Raw genomic sequence first — 20,903 nt, forward strand, 5'->3', positions numbered from 1 at the left:
AGATACTCTTTAATATCAAAGCACCTAGTTAAAAAGCCTCTTCAACCAGGAGTCATTGTCTTCGTTCTCTGGTTTTGGAAGATCTTCTCCGAGTAGATCTGTCTTTCCAATCTCTTTCCCTAGAACAAGTACTTTAAGCTCGCCTACTTTTCCTTTTCGCATGTCCTTTTGTTTAGATGGCTTAAATTTGACTTCAACACTTTCTTTTTCCTCTTTTGTCATTGGATAGACGATTTCATGTTCTGGTACAACCCCACCTAAGTAAGAGCCCTGGAAGGAGGCAAATTTCTCTTGGCTAACTACCTCTACTCGCTCATATTTTTGAAAGGCCATGTTAAATAGGGACATATGGTCTTTCCAATCTTGCCGGTCATTGATCGTGACGACAATCAATTTTAAATCATCTTTTTCTGCCGTTGATACAAGAGTGCGTTTCGCTCGAATAGTATAGCCTGTTTTTCCACCTGTTGAATATGGGTATAGAATCGTAAGAAGCTTATTTTTATTAAACCACGTTCCGATTGAACGATTTAAACTTTTGCAATGATATTCCTTTGTTCCTGAAATTTTACGGTACTCTTCATTTTGCATCGCATATTTGGTGAGCAAGGCCATGTCGTAGGCTGTAGAATAATGATTTTCATGGTCATCTAAGCCATGCGGGTTCGCAAATACCGTTTTGGTCATGCCAATTTCTTTCGCCTTTTTATTCATCATTTTCACGAAATGTTCTAGGCTTCCTCCCACATGTTCGGCTATAGCCACAGCTGCATCATTTCCAGAACGTAGCATTAATCCATATACAAGGTCTTCTAGTTTTATTTTATCACCAGGTTGTAAATAGAGAGAGGACCCTTCCGTGACGGATGCCTTTTTACTGATGGTCACCATCTCATTCATTTTCCCAGATTCAATCGCTAATGTCGCAGTCATAATCTTCGTGATACTAGCAATACGCATTGGCGTGTGAGCATCTCTTTCAAATAATACTCGTCCTGATTCTTGCTCCATTAATATAGCCCCTTTTGCAGCAATGGCATGGCTTCTGGTTGGAACAGCTATCACCGTTGACAAAAGTACTAAACATACGAGTATCCATTTTAAGTGTCTCATTCTATCCCCTTTCTAACATCAGTAGCAAGAATTATTTTTTGAATTTGATGGTTTTTATATACTTAAATCCAATAAAAAAGCATAAAAAAATCGACCCTTCATAACAAAAGGATCGATTTTTCTTTTAAGGAGTAGGAGTGCATATTTCAATATAATGCCCGTCTGGATCTTCCACATAAGCAACCTTTTGGCCCCATGGTTTCTCTGTGGGCTCAAGCAAAACAGGTACTCCCGCTTGACGAAGTCGGTCTACAAGCCCCTCGACATTCTCTGTCACAAAACCTAACTCAAACGTATGACTTCTTTGAATACCATCTGGGATAGGCAATCCCGTCACTTCTCTTCCGCCCGCCCTTGTATTCATGCTTAAGATCGTCGAGCCTGTTTCATATTCAATGTAGGAACCAAACTCATTTCGAAGCTTTAACCCGAGTAGTTCACTATAAAATTGCTTTGTTTTTTCTAAGCTGTCCACGTACAAAATGACATAACCAAGCTTAACTTCCATCGACAATCTCCTCTTCCCTACATTATCTAATTTCGAAACACCTTCGCACTTCTTACATATTCCACATCTTTGACACCTAAACGGAAATTTATTACTCTCGCCAAAGCAAAAAAGTAATCTGAAAGGCGGTTTACATACTGTAAGCACACAGTTGGGGTGGTCGAATCTGCCTTTGATAAACTGACAATTAGACGCTCAGCGCGACGAGCAACGGTACGAGCAATATGAATCGTAGCAGAAGCCTTTGTTCCTCCTGGTAAAATAAATCGTTCAAGCGGTGGCGCTTCCTCGGTATACACATCAATTCTTTGCTCTAAGTACTGAACTGCATCCTCAGTAAGCTTCGGAACACGCTTAGCCGTTACATTAGCTAAATCTCCTCCGCAGTCAAATAACTCATGCTGAATTTTCTCCAAGTCTGCAAGAACATCCGCAAACACATCTTCATTGAGCTCAGATGCCGCTTGTCCAACAAAGCTATTCACTTCGTCAATCGTCCCATACGCTTCCACTCGGATATCATCCTTATCCACTCTTCCACCGATGATACTTGTTTGCCCCTTATCTCCCGTCTTTGTGTAAATCTTCATTTGCTCATCCCCTTTAAATGGATACTTTATTTAGTGAAAAGGCTCGTTCTCCCTTTTCAAAGGCTCTTTTCGAAAATAGTAATTCATAATAATAATCATGGGACACACTCCAGTCCCAGTATGCTCGTTCGTCTGGTGCAAATCTAGCTAATAAATGCCTGATCACACCTGCATGAGTGACTACAAACGAACGTTTCCAATGATTATTTTTCACTTCCGAAATCATTTTGTTCCACCCCATATCAATTCTTCTTACAAATTGCTGAAAGCTTTCGCCATTAGGTGTGGCTGCTTCTTTGTAATGATCAAGCCATTGATTATACTCTTCATTATCCTTTAAGTCGTCAAAGGTACAACCCTCAAAGTCACCAAAATGCATCTCCCTTAGCTCATTCATTCGGATTGGTTCTACCTCAGGAAAGAATGCTTGTAACGTGGCAACACAACGTCCTAAATCGCTCGTAAAATACCCTTCATAGGTCGTTACTAATGGTGAGGGTTGATGGCATAAAGGGGAATCCGTCCAGCCTAGATAGGCTCTTTTTTTATTTGCCTCTGTTAGGCCATGCCTGCATAATGCCATAACCACACAATCATCCATAAAAACCATTCCGTCCCTTCTGCAGATGCTCCTAACACATCTCCGGTTATTCCGCCAAACCAGTGCACTGTTTTTTTTCGGATTAATAGAAAACATAGAAAAGCACTTGCTAATAACAAGAGGAACACGGGAGTAATCGCTGGAAAGAACAGGGCTAATCCTATTAACATGACCATACAATAGAAAGGATAACTGAGTAAAGAGATCTTGCTCAACCGTTCTCTAAAAAACGCTGCAAGTCCCTCATTCTTTGCCAGTGGAGCAAGCACTAATAACGCACCCATCACTCCCCTACTGAAAAAAGGAATGAACAGGATGATGATGTAAGTGTAAGAATGAGCAAAACTCGTGATTTCATATAAAAACAAATAGCGACCACTTAACAGCACAATAGCAGATAACACACCAAATGCTCCTGTTCGGGGATCGCTCATAATTTCTAATCGTTTTTCCTTGTCGCGATAGGAAAAGAACGCATCGCTTGCATCCATCCAACCGTCTAGATGAAGACCTCCTGTAAAGAAGATCCAAGCCAACCATAAGATGAAAGCAATGGCGACTGTCGATAATGGGGTCCACTCTATTAAGGTGAAAAGAAGGACCGAATACATGCCTCCTTGTAAAATTCCTAATAATGGGAACATGCCAACCGCACGTTTCATATGTATGGCATCCATTGGCAAGTTCATGTTAACAGGAATTGATGTAAAAAATTGTAAGTTTAATAGAAATGCACGGACCGTTTTCACAGCTTTTCCTCCAGGAACAATTTTGACCGAGATTAACTCATGCCTTCTTTTCTCAATCGGGATTTCCGAATGGCTTCCGTTGTACATTCGAGGACTCCTCGGCTAATTAATCGACCTAGTTGAGTAAAGGAGCCTGCATATTCAATGGATGTCCCCTTTTGCGTAGCTGCAATTAAGATGCTATCTGTTGAAGTACCTGTTGCAATTGTCCCGGTGTTTAAATCAAGCACTTCTTCATTTTGCAAAACCTTCACCTTTACTTCTGTTGCGGTCATGATGGATTGGATAAATGCTTCCTCAGACAATTCACCGTTTACAAAGATCCACGTATTGATGGTACCGGGCGTATAATCAAACACTTCTCGATCCATAACAGATGCGTCTATGGCATTTCCAACACCTGCCGTCACGACAATAAAAATGGAAACCTGGCCATCTATATAAAGCTTATAAGAGACATCTTCAAGCTTAACAGCGGTCATCATTCCAACCGTTTCCCCTGGAAGGAACCCATTTCTTTCTAAGTAGTGGGCCATTTCTTTTTTATGGTCACTACAATTATAGGTTTTGTCTACATGGCGATTAACAAAGTTCTGATACCAACCCGTTCCAGAACCAATTACTCCAGAGCTCATCGTTTTTAAGGGTTGCTCCGTTTTTACTACAATTCTTTCTGATGAAGCATGAATCACTGATGGATCAATTTGATATACATCTTCTATCTGGTCATTTTCCCACTCTGGTAATAACACCATTTGTGGAACCGGAACCTTTGGATGAGGCTGTTTGGCAATTTTCGTATGATAAACGGTTTGAATTCGATCTTGTTTCAACACTTCGTTCGGAGTATCTTCTATTACAATCTTCCCCTCGTGAAGGAGTAGAAGTCTGTCGCAGTATAAGCCCGCTAAATTGAGATCATGGAAAATGGAAACAACCATTAGTTCACATTCCTTTGACCACTTTTTTAACAGATCAAACAACTCTTTTTGATAGCTTAAATCTAAATGGTTGGTTGGTTCATCAAGAAGAAGGATACGTGGTTCCTGAGCAAGTGCCTGAGCTAAGTAAACCCTTTGTCTCTCTCCACCAGATAAGTCTTGAATATTTCGGTGTTGGAGGCTCAATGTTCCCGTTTGCTCCATGACTCTTAAAACCGTTTCCTCATCTTCTGTGCTCCAGCTATGAAACCAGCCTCTTTGATGGGCATAACGCCCAAGTGATACGGTTTCTTTTACCGTGTAGGAAAATGGATCTGCTGCATGCTGAGGCAACACCGCAATCAGCTTAGCAAGCTCCTTGGGAGTATAATTGGACAGCTTAGTACCATCAATGGAAATGGTTCCTTCAGAAGCCGGCAAAATTCCACTTATCATTTTTAAAAGTGTGGTCTTACCGCTTCCATTCGGTCCAAGAATTCCGAGCATCTCGCCTTTTCTCACTTCAAAGGATATATCCTTTACGATAGAATTACCAGCGTATCCACCACTGACATGCTGAATGTGTAGCATGTTAACCACTTCTTTCTGCTTTTGTTTTTAGGAGAATCACAGCAAAGACAGGTGCCCCGATCAGAGCGGTAATCACTCCAATTGGAAGCTCAATAGGAGCAATGATGGTTCTTGACACTAAGTCAGCTAAAATTAAAAAGGCACTACCAGTAAGAACCGATAACGGAAGTAGATGTTTATGATCTGGTCCCCAAAGCATTCTTGCTAAATGAGGAATAACCAATCCAACAAAACCAATCGTACCTGAAACAGCTACTGCGCTGCCAGTTAACATGGAGCCCGCCATCAAAATAATATGCTTTCTTCGTTGGACATTCACTCCTAGATGATGAGCTCTTTCCTCTCCAAACGACATCGCATTTAATTCTTTACCGTTAAAAATTAAGATAGCTGATCCTATAAGGAAGAATGGGAGAATAATTTTTATGTATACCCACCCTCTCATGGAAACGCTTCCTAGTAGCCAACCAATAATTTGACGCAACTCCTCACCTGTTAAGGCAATCATTAATGAGATAAGGGCACCGAGAAAGGAACTAAAAATGATTCCTGTTAAGATAATCGTCTCCACCCGCATCGATCGCTCTATTTTTTGTGCAAAACCTAAAACGAGGAAAATAGTGATAAAAGAGAACAAAATACTGAGAACAGGAAGGGTAAATGCCCCAATGACTGGAAGGGACAGTTGAAAAAACAATGTAACAACTGCTCCAACTGAAGCACCCGAGGAAACTCCTAATGTATAAGGGTCTGCCAGTGGATTTCTGAGTAAACCTTGAAAGGCAGCTCCAGCAATAGCTAGAGCCGCTCCAACAAGTCCTGCTAAGATGACTCTTGGCAGGCGAATATTCGAAACAATGTTGACATGCATTTGGTCAATTCCATCTAGTGAAACAAACGGAAAAAGTTGTGAAAGTAATATTTGAATCGTACTTAAAACTGGAACTTTCACGGTTCCTAGTGAGATGCCTAGTACTATAGCCAATAGGAGAAACGAGGCACCCATTAAGTAGGCTGCTATTCGATTAGTTATTAAATACTTCCGGATATACGGCTTTTGCAAGTTCCTCTACCCCTTCAACGAGCCTTGGCCCTGGTCGTGTGACAAGATCGGAATGAACATCTACAACCTGCTTATTTTTCACGGCAGTCACATCCGTCCAGCCTTCTCTAGAAGTTACTTGACCTACAGGATCTTCTGAATAGTAGCCGTACGTAGTGATGATCACGTCTGGATTTCTCTCAACAATCGATTCTTGGTCGATGCTCGCCCAGCCATCTAGATCTCCTGCTGCATTTTCTGCATTGATCACTTGAAGCATAATATCCATGAACGTGTTTTTCCCTGGTGTGTAAATGTCTGGTGCTGGTGAAACTTCTACAAATACATTTTTCTTTTCAGTAACAGTTGCCGCTTTTTCCTTAATTTCTTCAAGCTTGGTTTTCATATCAGTTGTTAATGCTTCTGCTTCTTCTGTTGTTCCGGTCATTTGTCCGATGAGGTTAATGGTTTCGTACACTTCCTCAAAATTCACTGCGTCGTTCACAACAAACACGGTGATTCCAGCATCTTTTAATTGAGTAAGCCCCGCTTCTGCAGATAAAGCGGAAGATTCATGTGCTAAGACGATATCAGGATTTAATGAAACAATTTTTTCCACATTAAATTCCATGCCGCCGACTTTTTCAACTTTAGCCGTTTCTTCTGGGTAGTTGTCATAATCAGAGAGACCAACTACTTTCTCACCTAGACCTAACTCATACACGATTTCTGTGTTACTTGGAATTAATGAAACAATGGTCTTTGGCTCTTCTTCTATTACCACTTTATTGTCTAAAGCATCTGTAAGTGTAAGTGGGAAGGCGGCTTGTTGTTCACTTTGTTCCGTTTGACCTTCTGTGTTTTGGTTTTCTTCTGTGTTTTCAGTTGTGCTCCCACAACCAGCAAGAATTCCTAGTGATAGTACGAGTAATGCAAATAGTGCGTAAAATTTTTGACGCATGTTCTTTCCCCCTGTGATATGTACAAAATAAAAAGCATCTTCCTACAGAGGCAGGAAGATGCTGGTATGATAGACGTTTTACACTAATTGGAAATAAAATAATAGGTAACAGTCTGCCACACCACTCCTATCCTCGTAGGAAATTCGGTGCATAGCAATAGGCGAGTCTCCTGGCTTATGGTCATTGCTTGCTGCAACCTTCCCATACGTTCACGTACAGTGGCATTACTTGCAGCTTGCTCCCATTTACAGTGGCGGGACCGCGTTGGAATTTCACCAACTTCCTTTTTAAGTCTTCAGTTATGAAGACACCTACTACTAGTCGAATTATGAAATTTTCTGCTACGTCTGATTATACACCAACAAAACCCCAAAAACGCAACCCCTTTTTAACAAAAAGGTGACAGACACCCTTCGTGGACAAAATGGCCAAAATGTCCACGGAGGGTGTCTGTCACCGCTCGTGGACACTTGGGGTTGTTTTGTCCGTCTGGGGTGGACAGTAACTTCTTATTGTGAAGAGGTTTTGCTTAGCATAATATGGAATATATACAACAGAGCGCGGAGGTCATGTTCTATGGTAGTAGTGGTTTATTTCTTCGTTTCCTACTTTATTGGATGCATCATGTTTGGATACATTATTGGAAGACTGTTTGGAAAGATTGATATTCGGGAGGTAGGTAGTGGAAACGTAGGTGCTCGTAATATCGGGCGAAGTTTAAATAAGACGGCCTTTGTCGCTACCTTTTTAGGAGACGCGTCTAAAGGAGCGGCGGTTATCCTTCTTGGCAGAATGCTAGGCTTTTCAGAGGAGATTCAATTAGTTGGATTCCTATTGGTGCTTATAGGACATATTTGGCCCATCACCCTTTCCTTTAAGGGAGGAAAAGGGATCTCTAGTTTTCTCGGAGGAATCATTGCTTTTGAACCGACCGTAACCATTGTCATTCTCGTAAGCTTCGGCCTCACATATCCCTTGTTCCGCAGCTTTACTATGTCTGGTCTACTAAGCCTATGCATTCTTCCGATCTATTTCTTTATTGAAACTTATACATACACATCCGTCGGAATAATCGTACTCACAATAATCACGATTCTTTTTGCTCATCGAACAAATATAAAGGCTCTTTTCTAAAACATTGTTGCTATACACTTTGTCAGAATTAAACTATATGTTTCAGCAGCCAATCAGGATTTTATCCTCCTTAGAAAAGAGCTACTCTCCAAATAGACCAATAAACTCAGCGTTATGCGGGGAAAAATCCGGCTTCTGGGATTTTTCCAAAACAACAAACTTTACGAAAACAGCCAATATAAAAGAAAGAGTATAGGGGGAAACCAAATGGGCTTGCTTTTTAAGATTGCAAGAAGCGAAGAAGAAATGGAGCAAATACACAAACTAAATTATCGTACCTTTGTCGAAGAGATCCCACAACATCCAAAGTCTGATACAGAGAGAAGAGTTGACCCTTTTCACGCTGAAAATACGTACCTTATTTGCTTAAAGAATAAACAACTCATTGGAATGATTGCAGTTCGAGACAAGCGACCTTTTTCCATTGATAAAAAGATTGGTCCTGTAGAAGAGCATCTTCCTTTTCTAGCACATCTATTGTGCGAAATTCGCCTCCTCGCGGTTGATGCAAAGAATCGTAACGGCAGAGTGTTTCTAGGACTTTCACAATTATTAGCCAACTACTGTATTAAACAAGGATACGACGCAGCGGTTATTTCAGGAACCACCAGACAAACAAAGCTGTATACACAACTTGGTTTTACTGTATTTCACGATCCAGTCGGAACAGAAGATGCACAATTCCATCCTATGTATATCACTAGAGACACCTTTGAAAAACAAGTCTCTTCACGCATCGGGATATCTTCGAGCCGGTTTATACCCGGACCCACTATGGTAGCGGATGATGTGACCAAAGCACTTATGAGTCCACCCCTTTCTCATCGTTCCAAAGCCTTTCTAACATTATTTAACTCTGTAAAAGAAAGACTACTGAGATTAACTAAAGCGGCAAATTGCCAGCTTCTTCTTGGATCTGGAACGCTGGCGAATGATGCCATCGCCATGCAACTGAAAAAACTTTCGAACGGAGTTATTTTTATTAACGGGGAGTTTGGAAAGCGACTTCAAGGTCACGCCATCCGTGCTGGCTTAACTTTTGAAAGTTACGAAATACCGTGGGGCACACCATTTACTCTTATAGAAATAAAAGAGGTTCTTAACAAACATAACCCTGAGTGGATCTGGTTTGCGCATTGCGAAACTTCCACTGGCGTTTTAAACTCTTTGGAAGATATGCATAAAGCCTGCATGGAAAAGGATATAAAAATCTGCCTTGATGCCATTAGTTCTATTGGAGCTAGCCCATTAAATCTCTCAAATATCTATCTTGCCTCAGGTGTTAGCGGAAAAGCACTGGGCTCGTATTCAGGTCTTTCCATTGTGTTTCACCAGCATTACATAAAAAAAGATGAGAGGATTCCCGGCTATCTTGATCTTGGATGGTACATAGAGAACGACGGAGTCCCATTTACACACTCTTCAAATCTCATCTCCGCTCTTCATCAGGCACTAGAAGCCTATGAAAATGACCAGCCCTTTGAAAGAATTGGTCGTCAATACCTGTATATTCGAGAGTTTCTCGAATCTCATAACAACCAGGTACTATCTAAGTTAGAGCATTCTTGTCCGACCATTATGACCATTCCATTTCCAACAAAAATACCCTCTACCTTTATCGGAGAGGATATGGAGATGAATGGCTATTTACTACACTATGAAAGTGCGTATTTGAAACACAATAACTGGGTTCAAATCTCTCCTATTAGTCATATTGAAGAAAAGGAGACCCAACGCATGCTAGCCCAGTTTAATGAACTAATAACATACTATCAATCGCAATAAAATTATAAGTGTCCACCCCACGTGGACAAATCAACCCAATTTGTCCACGAAAGGTGTCTGACACCTTTTTACTGCCATTGCTTTGTTTTCTTGTCGAAGGTGAGGGTTGCGTCTGACTTGGTTTTAGACAGTTTTTCGTATTCTTCGAACATATCGTCCATATTCATGTAGTCGCCAATAACCCAAATAGGTACTTCAATTTTCGTTCTACTTTGGACCGCATCTTTAAATGATATTAATATCCCCTCTTTCATCAACGGTTTTAACGAAAGAGAAATATCAATATCCATCGGAGGGTACTCCCTCCTCTTTTTTAACCCTAAAACTCCTTTTTCTGGTTTGAACTCATTTAACTTCTCAGGCACGAGATCAGATAATAGCCGATAAAAATCGGTTAACGTCCGGTAATAAACCTTATTCCACCAGCCATCATCGTGAGCAAAATAACCATATCTATTTCTCAGATGTCGGTTAAATGGCTGCTTTAGGTGCTCCTTCATATGTCCCATATAAAGCAATTCGGCAATCTCCTCGCCTGATAAGGCATTTACTCCTTCAAGCTCCTCGAAATCTACCCAGCAAAAATCACCATAACCATGTACATCATCACCCATTAGCCGGTGCAATTTCTCTTTAGGTACATATTCTAGTAAAGTGTGACGATTAAACTCTCCCGATTCGTAAGCATGTTTAATCAACAAAAGATGATTCAAAGAATCGGAAAGAGACCGAGCAAACTCTTTAAATTCAATCCCGTGTGTCAGAACATATTGTTCACCTTCATTAAGGAATATGTAGAGAAGATCGCGTTTCTCCTGATTGCTTTTTTTCACCTAGTAAACCCCCACAATAATAGTAATATCTCCCTTACTTATGACGAATGAACGTATAAAAAAGTTTCGAAGAATTTCCCGCACTGTTCTTCTAAATAAAACTATACTATTGTATAAGCACTATATAATTCAAGCACATTCTTAACAATTCACAAACTTTTATGAAACTTCCATTTTAAAATAACTTGTTTTTCTCTATAATTAGCATGTTGCTTTTAAAACTGAACTTCCCCACCAAAGAGGTGATACGTATGATTACAAATATGACAGAAAATCAAATTACCCTATACATTATTAAAGCGTTAAAAGAATCAAAACGAAAAGAATTTGATGCGATATTAGATGAACTACAGCCTTATGATGTCGCTAGAATATATGGGGAATTACCCGAAAAACACAAAAAAAGATTTTTATTGTACTTAAATATAGACATGCTTGCAGACCTCATCGAGGAATTAAGCAAAACCGAACAGCTGGATGTTCTAAATCGACTGGGTATTGAACGTTCGGGTGAAGTCCTCGATGAAATGGATAACGATGACCTCGCCTCATTGCTTGATGACCTGTCACCTGAAAAAATCAGCCAGCTCTTATCTGGAATGAAAAAAGAGGAATCCAAAGCCGTTCAGGATATCATGAACTATCCTCCAGAAACAGCTGGACGATTGATGACGAATCGTTTTGTATGGATAAGAGATTACTATATCGTTAAGGAAGCTGTAACCAAGCTTAAATCGTTCACCGATTATGCAGAAACCATAAATTATCTTTACGTGATTGATCAATACCGCAAACTAGTTGGAGTGGTTTCCTACCGTGATATTCTAATGGCAGAAGCTGACGCCGTTGTTCGTAATATTATGTACGAACGGGTCATTTCTGTTTCGGTCGATACGGACCAAGAAGAAGTGGCCATGCTTATTCAACGTTATGATTTCATGGCCATTCCTGCTGTAAACGAAGAAAATGTACTTATGGGTATTATTACCGTAGATGATATTATTGATGTTGTGATTCAAGAAGCGAACGAAGATATCGAAAAACTATCCGCTTCAGGTAAATCCATTGATTTTGATACAAGTGCCTATGTAGCTGCATATAGAAGACTGCCATGGCTCATCCTTCTATTACTAATCGGCATTTTATCAGGAAGTATCATCAGTACGTATCAAGAAACACTCAAAGAAATTGTAGCACTCGCTTTTTTCATTCCCATGATATCCGGAATGACCGGAAATACCGGCACACAGTCTCTAGCTGTGGTGGTTCGTGGACTTGTATCGAATGATATTAATAAACGTGTCATTACGAAACTTGTCCTGAGAGAGCTTGGTGTTGGTGTCATTATTGGTATTACCTGTGGCATCCTTATTTCACTTATCGCATTTATTTGGCAGGGTAATTTAATGATTGGCCTTGTAGTCGGCATCTCCTTGCTACTTACTCTTATTATCGGTACCTTAGCAGGAACAGTAATCCCATTGGTTCTTTATCGACTGCAAATCGATCCAGCCATTGCTTCTGGACCTCTTATTACAACGTTAAATGATATTTTTTCGCTCTTAACTTATTTTGGGATCGCTACACTTTTCCTACATCATATACAGTAAAGAGGCACGAAGCATAGCGCTTCGTGCTTTTATTTTGCCTCCTCAGCTACTCTTTCTTTTTTCAACTTTTTCTTAAAAAAGAATCCCATTACGAGAATCATCGAAGGTAAACCTACCGCAACCCCTATGCTAATATACACCCACCAACCTTCTAAAAAATCAACGGCACGATTTTTATCAAAGTTGATCCAATAACCAAATGCACTGAGAATGATAGCAGTAGGAATAATCACTTTCCGATAATCCTTTAAACCAAGCATTTTTTGCATAGCAACCGAAGCACATAACAAGCTCATCATAATCTGTGTAAGAATCGATAAAGCAAAGAAAGCAATCATAATCATTTCATATCGATGAACAAAATAACCAATTTGTGCACTTCTAGCCATTTGCATACAAGAAACGATATACTGTGCAGCTGTCTCAGGGGACAGAACACCTGCCTCTAGAATCGGCCACATAATAATGAATACCATTCCGTAACCAATCCCAGCAAACCCCATTTTCCCCCAAGTCTCCTTATTGGCAACCATCGGCAAAATAATTCCCGCCATAATTGTTGCCATAGCCCAGTCCGTATTATGATGTCTACTTGCCCAAACGGTTTTTAAAAACCCCATTTGAAACGTTGGACGTAATTCTCTAATATCAAACTCGGACAGAGAGCCAAGCATGAGCAATATATTTAAAGCGATAATTGAAAACACACCGATTAAAGCCATCCTAGCTATCACTTCTACTCCAAAGTAAATCGCATAAGTACCTATTAAAAAAGCTGAAAGGATAAACAATAAGATCGGTGCCTCTGGTAGGAAGTAATCCTTTAAGTGAAAAACAAAGGTGGACATCACAGGCCCATATGCAGCTAGAAAAAATAAAAAGGTGATGAGCGCGACAAATTTCCCAACCCATTTGCCAAGTAACCTTCCCGCTTGGTCAATTAAGTCCCCCTCAGGCATTCGACGGATGACAAAGATCACCAAGAACATAATCACCCCACCTTGGATGGTCGCAATCAGGGTCGAAATCCATATATCCCCACCTACTTCTCTGGCCATTGATCCTTGCGTTACACCGATTGCCTTTGCATAGATCATATTAATTATTAATGCCATAAACATACCATTTGAGATTTGTACCTTCATTAGTTTGCACTATTCTCCTTTTTACCGGAGTTTGTTTCCTCCCATAGTAGAACTGAATCCTTCACCTCCACATTTACAGAGACTTCGATATCAACCGTAGGGAATACTTCCTCCCAATCATCCGCAATTTGCCTCCAGTACCCGGGATACTCATTGTGAAACACTTTCCCGAGCTCGATTACATCTGTTTTATACTCCGTTTGCACCTTATCTACAGTCATTTTTATTTCCTTTTCCAACTTTTTCTCAACTGCTTTTTCTAATTCTGTTACTTTCTCTTGATTATCAATAGAAAATGGACAACCCGCTTCAACCACCCTAGCAAAAGCATCAAACTCAGCAGTAAAACTGATTTGGTTACCCTTTAAATGAGGTGTAACCTGAAACATCTGATCCCTAAGCTCTACACTTACGGTTCGTTCAGGTTTACTTTTACATGGAGTGGTAACGACACCAGACTTTAATCTTTCTGTAAAAAGCATTAATGCCCTTATTTCTTCTGGTTTTAAAATTCCAACCAAACGATCTTCCTGAAACACTCCTGCACCGGCCAAGTCCACTTGTTTGATCGTAGGACCTTTTTCTGGTTTTTTGTTAGAGACCATCACTTCTTTTAAGGAAACTCTAGCGATGATCGGTTGTGAGCTTTGACTTAAGTAGGCCGCCTGAACATCCATGATTTGTGAATTTGGAGCGACATTTGAGATTTCCCCATATCGAAAGAGTTTATTTACTGCCTCCCCCGGTATGAGCTCCAACCCCGTAACGGTTGATACTAAGGTGCTAGCCTTTTCTGGAGTGATAACAACCCAAGTTCTCATCCGAAGTTCTGGGTTTCTTGTGAAAAAATCAATCACCTGCGCAATTCCTTCCTTGGCCAAATCCTCATTGATAACAATGACTTGATTGTGGGCCCAAAAAACATTTCTTGTGGTAAAGGAAGAAAGATCCCGTATCGCATCAAACAAAGATTCACCTTGTCCGACAATGGTGAGAATAGGCTCCCCCGTCTGCCCAGAAGGAGCACCTGTCTGTCCCCTAGCATCTGCTGGTCTGGCTATCTGTGCCGTCACTTTAAAGGAGTTCTCTTCCTCTCCTTTATCAATACCTACAGCCATCACCAAGGCTAGGTCATTTAACTCTCTCTTCCCTGCACATCCCGCTAATAGGAGAATTATTATTAATAAAAGAGACCATGCCAGGTGTCTTTTCATTCTTCATCCTCCCCCTTAAGCTTGATGATACGACGGGTTTTCTTCTTCCGTGACCCCTCTTTTTGATCTTCTTCTTTTCCCTTACCTCCTTCTTTAGAATAAGGATCTGTATTAGGAGGTTCTGGAAATTGATGATCTCCTACACGCTTCTCATCCCCCGTAACCCCTTCAGGCCTCGCCTGCATTTTCCACCAAGGAAAGCGAATGATCGAATCCTTCTGATCATTTGGTTGGAAAGGGGTTGCTGGTGCTAAGTATGACTCCCCGAAAGAGCGCAGAGTAAGAGCATGAATGGCTAATAAGGTGAACATCGCAGAAAAACCAAGCAATCCAAGCGTCCCAGCTCCTAGTAGCAAAGGAAACCGAATAAGACGAATCGAGAATGATGCAGCATAATTAGGTATGGCAAACGACGAAATACCCGTTAAGGCAACGATAATAACCATAAATGGAGACACGATCCCCGCTTGAACAGCTGCTTGCCCAATGACAAGAGACCCCACAATACTAACAGCCTGACCAACAGGCTTAGGCATCCGAAGCCCTGCTTCCCTCATCAATTCGAAGGAGATTTCCATCAATAACGCTTCTAGTAAAACCGGAAAAGGAACCACCTCGCGTCCGGAGGCGATGGTTAGGATCAGTTGGGTAGGAATCATCTCTTGATGAAAGCTTACGAGCATCACATAAATGGAGGTAAGAGTTAAGCTCAGTACAAAGGCCAAATATCGTATCGCACGGAAAAAACTACCCGTCATAAATCTTGAATAATAGTCATCACTTGCCTGTAAAAACTGCCAAAAGAAACTGGGGACTACCAATACAAAAGGAGTATTGTCAACAAAAATAGCTACTCTTCCTTCAAGTAAAGACGATGCTACTTTATCCGGTCTTTCTGTACTTTGTACGGTAGTAAAAGGAGATCGAGGTGCATCTTCAATTAATTCTTCGATATATCCGCTTTCTAAAATGGCATCGATTTTTATATCACGTAACCTTTTCTTTACCTCCTCAACCAAACCTTCCTTCACGATGTCTTCTATATAGGCTATATTGACATCTGTCTTTGAGCGCTTCCCGATATTCATTTGCTCAATCCGAAGCTTTGGATCTCTAATTCTTCGTCTTACAAGCGCCGTATTGGTTCGGATGCTTTCTGTAAAACCATCTCTTGGACCACGAACCACTTGCTCTGTTTGCGGTTCATCAACCCCTCTTTTTTCCCATCCTTTTGTTTGTATAACAAACACTTCATCGCTTCCATCAAGAATCAAGACTGCGACTCCAGAAAGGATTCCATCTACCGCTTGACTAACCTCCTTGATTACCTGAAATGAAGCATTTGAAAGCATATGGTCCTTCAGCAAGGTGAATGGAGGTCCCGTAGGTAAGGTCGAATGTTGCAGCAACAGATTCCCCTTATAAAGTAGGTCACTAATAAATAGTTCTATTTGTATAACATCAACTAACCCATCCGTGTAATAACAAATTGCTTGAACATTTTTATGTTCATGAAAGGTAATACGCCGTTTGACTAAGTCAACACTGGTTCCCAAAATCTCATTCATCAACTCTTCATTATCTTTCAAATCTCTAAAAAAATAATCCTTTTCTTCCACTTCAGTCATAAATTGAAAACTCCTAAGATGATTATTTCCACGTTCATTACCCTTTCCTTTATTTTTCCAACAAAAACAGATTCTAGTCAGAAATTAGTTTATTTCCTGAAGGGTTTGGCAAACATGTAGCCAAATAGGCTACGAGAAAGGCGGGTGATTTTATGGAGTTTTATAGCACTTGGGTCTACCGGAATATCCTGAATGCGGAATGGGCCATTTGGACTTTTGTTGTCTTGATTATGGCTTTAAACCTTCTTGCTCCGATCTTTATATGGATGATTATGAATGGAACCCCAATTACCAAGGTATTAAAGAAAAAGATGAAAAACAAAAAAGACAAGGAACTGAATGGCTCTTAACACTCCAAAATTGAAACTATTACCTAGTCTTCTTCGTCTATATAAAAAGAACTATGATAATGAATGAACATAATCTTTTGTGCATATCTTGAATGAGGAATTTTTGTTTGATAGGATAAAATTGTAAATAGTAGAGGGAATTAGGTGCAGATGAATGGAAGTTGTTAAAAAACCGACAGAAAAGTTTGATTGGACCTTAAGTCTTATTTTGTTTTTATTGTTTCTAGTAAGCTGCTTATCTATCTATAGTGCTCAAACGACAGGACAGTACAACGAAAATTATTTTGTTAGGCAAGTATTTTGGTATGTAGTAGGAAGTATCATTGTTGCGGTCGTTATGTTTTTTGATAGTGATCAATATAAAAAACTTTCCTGGTATCTATATGGATTCGGCATATTTCTGCTGTTCGCTCTGATTATCGCGCCCGAAAGCATTGCGCCTGAAAGAAATGGAGCACATAGTTGGTTTCAAATTCCGGGTTTTGGTACAATTCAGCCTTCGGAATTTATGAAAGCCTTTCTCATCCTTTCCCTTAGTAAGGTCATAACCTCTCACCACGAAAAATACATAAAGAAAACCTTTCAGTCTGATTTTTGGCTTTTCACTAAAATGAGCTTATCTACGGCTCTACCATTAGCGTTAATCATGCAGCAACCTGATTTAGGAACTAGCCTTGTTATTGTAGCCATATTTACTGGACTTATTTTCGTATCAGGCATTACATGGAAGATTATTCTAACCATTTATGGACTTGGCTCGCTACTTGGAGCAACCATTATTTACTACGTGGTTTGGGCACCAGAGGTTCTTGTAAAATACTTAAACGTCCAAACATACCAGTTTAATAGAATTTACTCCTGGATTGACCCTGACAACTACCAAGCAGGGTCCGGATATCATCTTTATAATTCGTTAAGAGCAATTGGTTCCGGATTATTAACCGGAAAGGGCTTTGGGGAGAGACAAGTATACATACCCGAGAGTCATACCGATTTTATTTTCAGTGTGATTGGTGAGGAATATGGATTTGTAGGAGCAAGCATCGTTATTGGTCTATTCTTTATACTAATCTATCATTTAACAAAAACTGCCTTAGATGCGAATGATCCGTTTAACACCTATATTTGTGCAGGAGTCATCTCAATGATTACCTTTCATGTCTTCCAAAATGTCGGAATGACGATTCAAGTTCTGCCAATTACGGGAATTCCCCTCCCTTTCGTCAGTTATGGAGGAAGTTCGTTAATGGGCAATATGTTTGCGATGGGTTTAATATTCAGTATTCATTACCATAAAAAAACTTATATGTTTGGATCGGAAGGAAAGCAATGATGTTACGAATATTAAAGATTCATACTACAAAGCCTCGTTCTTTTATAGGAACGGGGCATTTGCTATTATCTAGTATTTTGTCGAAAATATTTTCTTTAAAACGAACAGTACCGGTAGTACAATAGGATGGATAGCATATGCAAATGAAGAATACCATGAAGAGTTGGATCTCCGTTCTTTTTTAAGAACTGTTTATAAATTAATTGAAGAGGTGTATAAAATATGACTAAAAAAATGTACACAAGTCCAAAGGTAATTAGTCATCAAGTGATTAAATTTGAAACATTAATAAGTGGACCACCTGAAGAGCCTGAAGAGCCAACTGAACCAGGTGAACCTATCATCCCACTAATTGATATCAAACCTGGCAGTGACCCAAGTAGCTTCGGGGCTAACTCAAAAGGAAATATTCCTGTAGCTCTATTAGGTTCAGCAAACTTTGATGTTTCTAAAGTTGATAATAGTACGGTTCGGTTTGGCGATAGTCCAACCGGAGGGGCAGTAGCTTCTCCTAATGTTGGTACAGAAGATGTTAATAATGATGGATATATGGATAAAGTCTATCATTTTCCATTCCAAGATACTAAGCTAGATCCTGATGATAATACAGGATATCTCAGTGGCAAAATTAACGGAGAAAACTTTGTAAGTTCGAGTGACGTTAATATTGTTGGGAAGAAATGATAAAGGTAATGGAAAATAAACATTAATTTGATTTTGGATTATAAGGGCTGAGTAGAGAATCCCTTATAATCCAAAAATTAGAATATTTTATTTGTACTACAATTCTGAAGTTTGAGATTCATTGTAAGATTCTTTACACTCTTCCTGTATTACCTTCAGAGTATCCCTCTAAGTAATCCCTCTCCATTTTACTATTAAAACTTTTCCTACCTTACTGGTATTTATTAAAGTAAACTAACGGAGGATCTTAAGTGAAAGAATTCATGCACTATTTTAAACAATTGTATCAATACACCGGAAACATTATGTATATCAATTTTCTTGGAATGGTAATAGTCAGTTTTCTTGATGGTGTAGCCATTCTATTATTGATTCCGATATTAAGTATAAGTGGAATTATAAATTCAGCTAATGAATCTTCTTTAATGTGGGTGTTTTCAGATTTGTTGAAGGATCTTCCTACTGGGATTGGTTTACCTTTTATATTAGGATTTTACGTTATATTGGTATTAGGACAAAACCTCCTACAGAGAAACCTGTCCATTCGTGACATTAAGATTCATCAGGGCTTTATTAATCACCTGAAAGAGGAAATCTATCAGAGTTTATTACATGTTAAGTGGGAGTTTATTATAAGGACGAGAAAATCCAATTTAATAAATTCTTTAACAAAAGATATTAATCGAGTTAGTACTGGAATTAAAATGTTTATGCAGTTTATTACAAACTTTATATTTACATTGATTCAAATTGGAATTGCTTTTTGGCTCTCTCCTCAAATAGCGAGCCTTGTTCTAGTTTGTGGGTTAGGGCTTGCATTTTTTTCATGGAAATTTGTTCGACAAGCAAAAAATCTCGGGAAAGAGTCAACTGATATTTCGAGAGCCTATCTAGCAGGTATAACTGATCATCTAAATGGTTTAAAAGACATTAAAACGAACCGACTGGAAAAATCGAGGATGACTTGGTTAAAATCGCTAAATATAAAAATGCTTGATGAACAAGTGAAATTTGTTGAGTTACAGACTAGCTCTCAGTTGTCTTACAAAACCGCTTTCGCATTAATTCTTTCTTGTTTTATCTTTTTTTCAGCTAATTTGTTCTATACTCAACCAGAGAAATTATTAATTGTCATTATTATCTTTTCTAGATTATGGCCCCGTTTTGTTACCATACAGTCAAATTTACAGCAATTAGCATTAACCATTCCAGCATTTAAAGTGTTATTAGCTTTACAAAATGAAACTAAACATTTGATTGAAGTATCAGATGATAATGAAGAGATTCTGTATATGAATAAGATGATTGAATGTAAAAACGTATGCTTTAAATACAATGGAGACCATACGTCCTATGCACTTCAAAATATCAATTTACAAATTCCAGCAAATCATATGACCGCTATTGTCGGACAATCAGGTGCTGGTAAAAGCACTTTAGTTGATATATTAATGGGATTACAGCGTCCGGAAACTGGTGAAGTATTAATAGATGATATGCCTTTAACAGATGATAAATTGCTAGCCTTAAGGAAAACCATTAGCTTTGTTCCACAGGACCCCTTCCTTTTTAACGCAAGCATTAGACAAAACCTTCTATTAATGAATCCAACGGCACCTGAGGAACATTTGTGGGCTGCCTTAGAATTTGCTGCCGCTGATTTTGTAAAAGAACTTCCAAACGGCTTAGATACCCCCCTTGGTGATAGAGGAATAAGATTATCAGGTGGAGAAAGACAACGTATTGTTTTAGCTAGAGCTATATTACGAAATCCTTCTATTTTAATTCTTGATGAAGCAACAAGCTCCTTGGATACTGATAATGAGTCAAAAATACAAATGGCATTGGAACGACTGAAAGGAAAAATGACCGTCATTGTCATTGCCCATCGCCTGTCTACTATCCACAATGCTGATCAAGTAATCGTATTAGATAAAGGGAGAATTGTACAAAAAGGAGAATATATACAGTTAGCAAACGATAAGAAAGGGATATTTCGTAGTTTCTTAAATAAACAGTTAGAGGCTAATTAACTATTAAATGAAGGTATAGAAAGGTCGATTGATCTCTCTATACTTTTTTTATTTTAGATGAATAATATACCTTTATTT

19 protein-coding genes and 1 riboswitch are annotated in these 20,903 nt (G+C 39.3%); of the genes, 7 read left to right on the plus strand and 12 right to left on the minus strand.

Annotation, left to right across the window (positions count from 1 at the left end; genetic code table 11):
* Positions 1–24: 24 nt before the first annotated feature.
* The 8 genes from ACVBAX_RS21965 to ACVBAX_RS22000 form a co-directional block, all read right to left on the minus strand.
* On the minus strand, positions 25–1,113 hold the full coding sequence (locus ACVBAX_RS21965) for a D-alanyl-D-alanine carboxypeptidase family protein (protein WP_447118833.1): 1,089 nt from the start codon (positions 1,111–1,113) through the stop codon (positions 25–27).
* A 124-nt stretch (positions 1,114–1,237) separates the two neighbouring features.
* Positions 1,238–1,621, minus strand: coding sequence for a VOC family protein (locus ACVBAX_RS21970; protein ID WP_447118834.1), 384 nt, complete (start codon positions 1,619–1,621; stop codon positions 1,238–1,240).
* A 26-nt stretch (positions 1,622–1,647) separates the two neighbouring features.
* Positions 1,648–2,211 carry a cob(I)yrinic acid a,c-diamide adenosyltransferase gene (locus ACVBAX_RS21975; RefSeq protein ID WP_447118835.1) on the minus strand — a complete coding sequence of 188 codons (564 nt, stop codon included), beginning with the start codon at positions 2,209–2,211 and terminating at the stop codon, positions 1,648–1,650.
* 13 nt (positions 2,212–2,224) lie between these two features.
* On the minus strand, positions 2,225–2,821 hold the full coding sequence (locus ACVBAX_RS21980) for a histidine phosphatase family protein (protein WP_447118836.1): 597 nt from the start codon (positions 2,819–2,821) through the stop codon (positions 2,225–2,227).
* Positions 2,770–3,648, minus strand: coding sequence for an adenosylcobinamide-GDP ribazoletransferase (cobS, locus tag ACVBAX_RS21985; protein WP_447118838.1), 879 nt, complete (start codon positions 3,646–3,648; stop codon positions 2,770–2,772). Before cobS ends, ACVBAX_RS21980 begins: the two co-directional genes overlap by 52 nt.
* On the minus strand, positions 3,594–5,072 hold the full coding sequence (locus ACVBAX_RS21990; RefSeq protein WP_447118840.1) for an adenosylcobinamide amidohydrolase: 1,479 nt from the start codon (positions 5,070–5,072) through the stop codon (positions 3,594–3,596). Before ACVBAX_RS21990 ends, cobS begins: the two co-directional genes overlap by 55 nt.
* Position 5,073: 1 nt before the next feature.
* Positions 5,074–6,135 carry a FecCD family ABC transporter permease gene (locus ACVBAX_RS21995; protein ID WP_447118842.1) on the minus strand — a complete coding sequence of 354 codons (1,062 nt, stop codon included), beginning with the start codon at positions 6,133–6,135 and terminating at the stop codon, positions 5,074–5,076.
* The gene (locus tag ACVBAX_RS22000) at positions 6,098–7,075 is read right to left on the minus strand and encodes a helical backbone metal receptor (protein WP_447118844.1); all 978 of its coding nucleotides are present in this window, start codon (positions 7,073–7,075) and stop codon (positions 6,098–6,100) included. Before ACVBAX_RS22000 ends, ACVBAX_RS21995 begins: the two co-directional genes overlap by 38 nt.
* 143 nt (positions 7,076–7,218) lie before the next feature.
* A riboswitch (cobalamin riboswitch) is annotated at positions 7,219–7,406 on the minus strand.
* Between the two features lie 246 nt (positions 7,407–7,652).
* Between ACVBAX_RS22000 and ACVBAX_RS22005 the strand changes: the two genes are divergently transcribed.
* Together ACVBAX_RS22005 and ACVBAX_RS22010 are read left to right on the plus strand one after the other, a co-directional pair.
* Positions 7,653–8,210, plus strand: a complete 558-nt coding sequence (locus ACVBAX_RS22005; protein ID WP_447118846.1) for a glycerol-3-phosphate acyltransferase — start codon at positions 7,653–7,655, stop codon at positions 8,208–8,210.
* Positions 8,211–8,417: 207 nt separating this feature from the next.
* The gene (locus ACVBAX_RS22010; RefSeq protein ID WP_447118848.1) at positions 8,418–9,995 is read left to right on the plus strand and encodes an aminotransferase class V-fold PLP-dependent enzyme; all 1,578 of its coding nucleotides are present in this window, start codon (positions 8,418–8,420) and stop codon (positions 9,993–9,995) included.
* Positions 9,996–10,063: 68 nt separating this feature from the next.
* On the opposite strand, the gene ACVBAX_RS22015 is transcribed toward ACVBAX_RS22010, so the two are convergent.
* Positions 10,064–10,828, minus strand: coding sequence for a hypothetical protein (locus ACVBAX_RS22015; RefSeq protein WP_430776724.1), 765 nt, complete (start codon positions 10,826–10,828; stop codon positions 10,064–10,066).
* Between the two features lie 251 nt (positions 10,829–11,079).
* Here ACVBAX_RS22015 and mgtE point away from each other — a divergent pair, with 251 nt between their 5' ends.
* Positions 11,080–12,438 carry a magnesium transporter gene (gene mgtE, locus ACVBAX_RS22020; RefSeq protein ID WP_447118850.1) on the plus strand — a complete coding sequence of 453 codons (1,359 nt, stop codon included), beginning with the start codon at positions 11,080–11,082 and terminating at the stop codon, positions 12,436–12,438.
* 29 nt (positions 12,439–12,467) lie between these two features.
* Here the strand turns inward: mgtE and ACVBAX_RS22025 are convergent, their stop codons facing one another.
* Genes ACVBAX_RS22025 through ACVBAX_RS22035 form a run of 3 tightly spaced genes read right to left on the minus strand, consistent with a single transcriptional unit; the run spans position 12,468 to position 16,425 of the window.
* The gene (locus ACVBAX_RS22025; RefSeq protein ID WP_430776722.1) at positions 12,468–13,583 is read right to left on the minus strand and encodes a GerAB/ArcD/ProY family transporter; all 1,116 of its coding nucleotides are present in this window, start codon (positions 13,581–13,583) and stop codon (positions 12,468–12,470) included.
* On the minus strand, positions 13,583–14,797 hold the full coding sequence (locus ACVBAX_RS22030; RefSeq protein ID WP_447118852.1) for a Ger(x)C family spore germination protein: 1,215 nt from the start codon (positions 14,795–14,797) through the stop codon (positions 13,583–13,585). Before ACVBAX_RS22030 ends, ACVBAX_RS22025 begins: the two co-directional genes overlap by 1 nt.
* Positions 14,794–16,425 (minus strand): spore germination protein, encoded by a 1,632-nt coding sequence (locus tag ACVBAX_RS22035; RefSeq protein WP_447118854.1) that lies wholly within the window; start codon positions 16,423–16,425, stop codon positions 14,794–14,796. Before ACVBAX_RS22035 ends, ACVBAX_RS22030 begins: the two co-directional genes overlap by 4 nt.
* 152 nt (positions 16,426–16,577) lie before the next feature.
* Here ACVBAX_RS22035 and ACVBAX_RS22040 point away from each other — a divergent pair, with 152 nt between their 5' ends.
* The 4 genes from ACVBAX_RS22040 to ACVBAX_RS22055 all read left to right on the plus strand — a co-directional run bounded on the left by ACVBAX_RS22040 (position 16,578) and on the right by ACVBAX_RS22055 (position 20,825).
* Entirely contained in the window at positions 16,578–16,775 is a 198-nt protein-coding gene (locus ACVBAX_RS22040) for a hypothetical protein (protein WP_430776719.1), read from the plus strand.
* A gap of 154 nt (positions 16,776–16,929) precedes the next feature.
* Positions 16,930–18,108, plus strand: coding sequence for a rod shape-determining protein RodA (rodA, locus tag ACVBAX_RS22045; RefSeq protein ID WP_447118856.1), 1,179 nt, complete (start codon positions 16,930–16,932; stop codon positions 18,106–18,108).
* Between the two features lie 222 nt (positions 18,109–18,330).
* Positions 18,331–18,792: a hypothetical protein gene (locus tag ACVBAX_RS22050; RefSeq protein WP_447118858.1), complete on the plus strand. Its 462-nt coding sequence runs from the start codon at positions 18,331–18,333 to the stop codon at positions 18,790–18,792.
* A 251-nt stretch (positions 18,793–19,043) separates the two neighbouring features.
* On the plus strand, positions 19,044–20,825 hold the full coding sequence (locus ACVBAX_RS22055; protein ID WP_447118860.1) for an ABC transporter ATP-binding protein: 1,782 nt from the start codon (positions 19,044–19,046) through the stop codon (positions 20,823–20,825).
* Positions 20,826–20,903: the final 78 nt, after the last annotated feature.

The organism is Robertmurraya sp. GLU-23 (assembly GCF_052983275.1).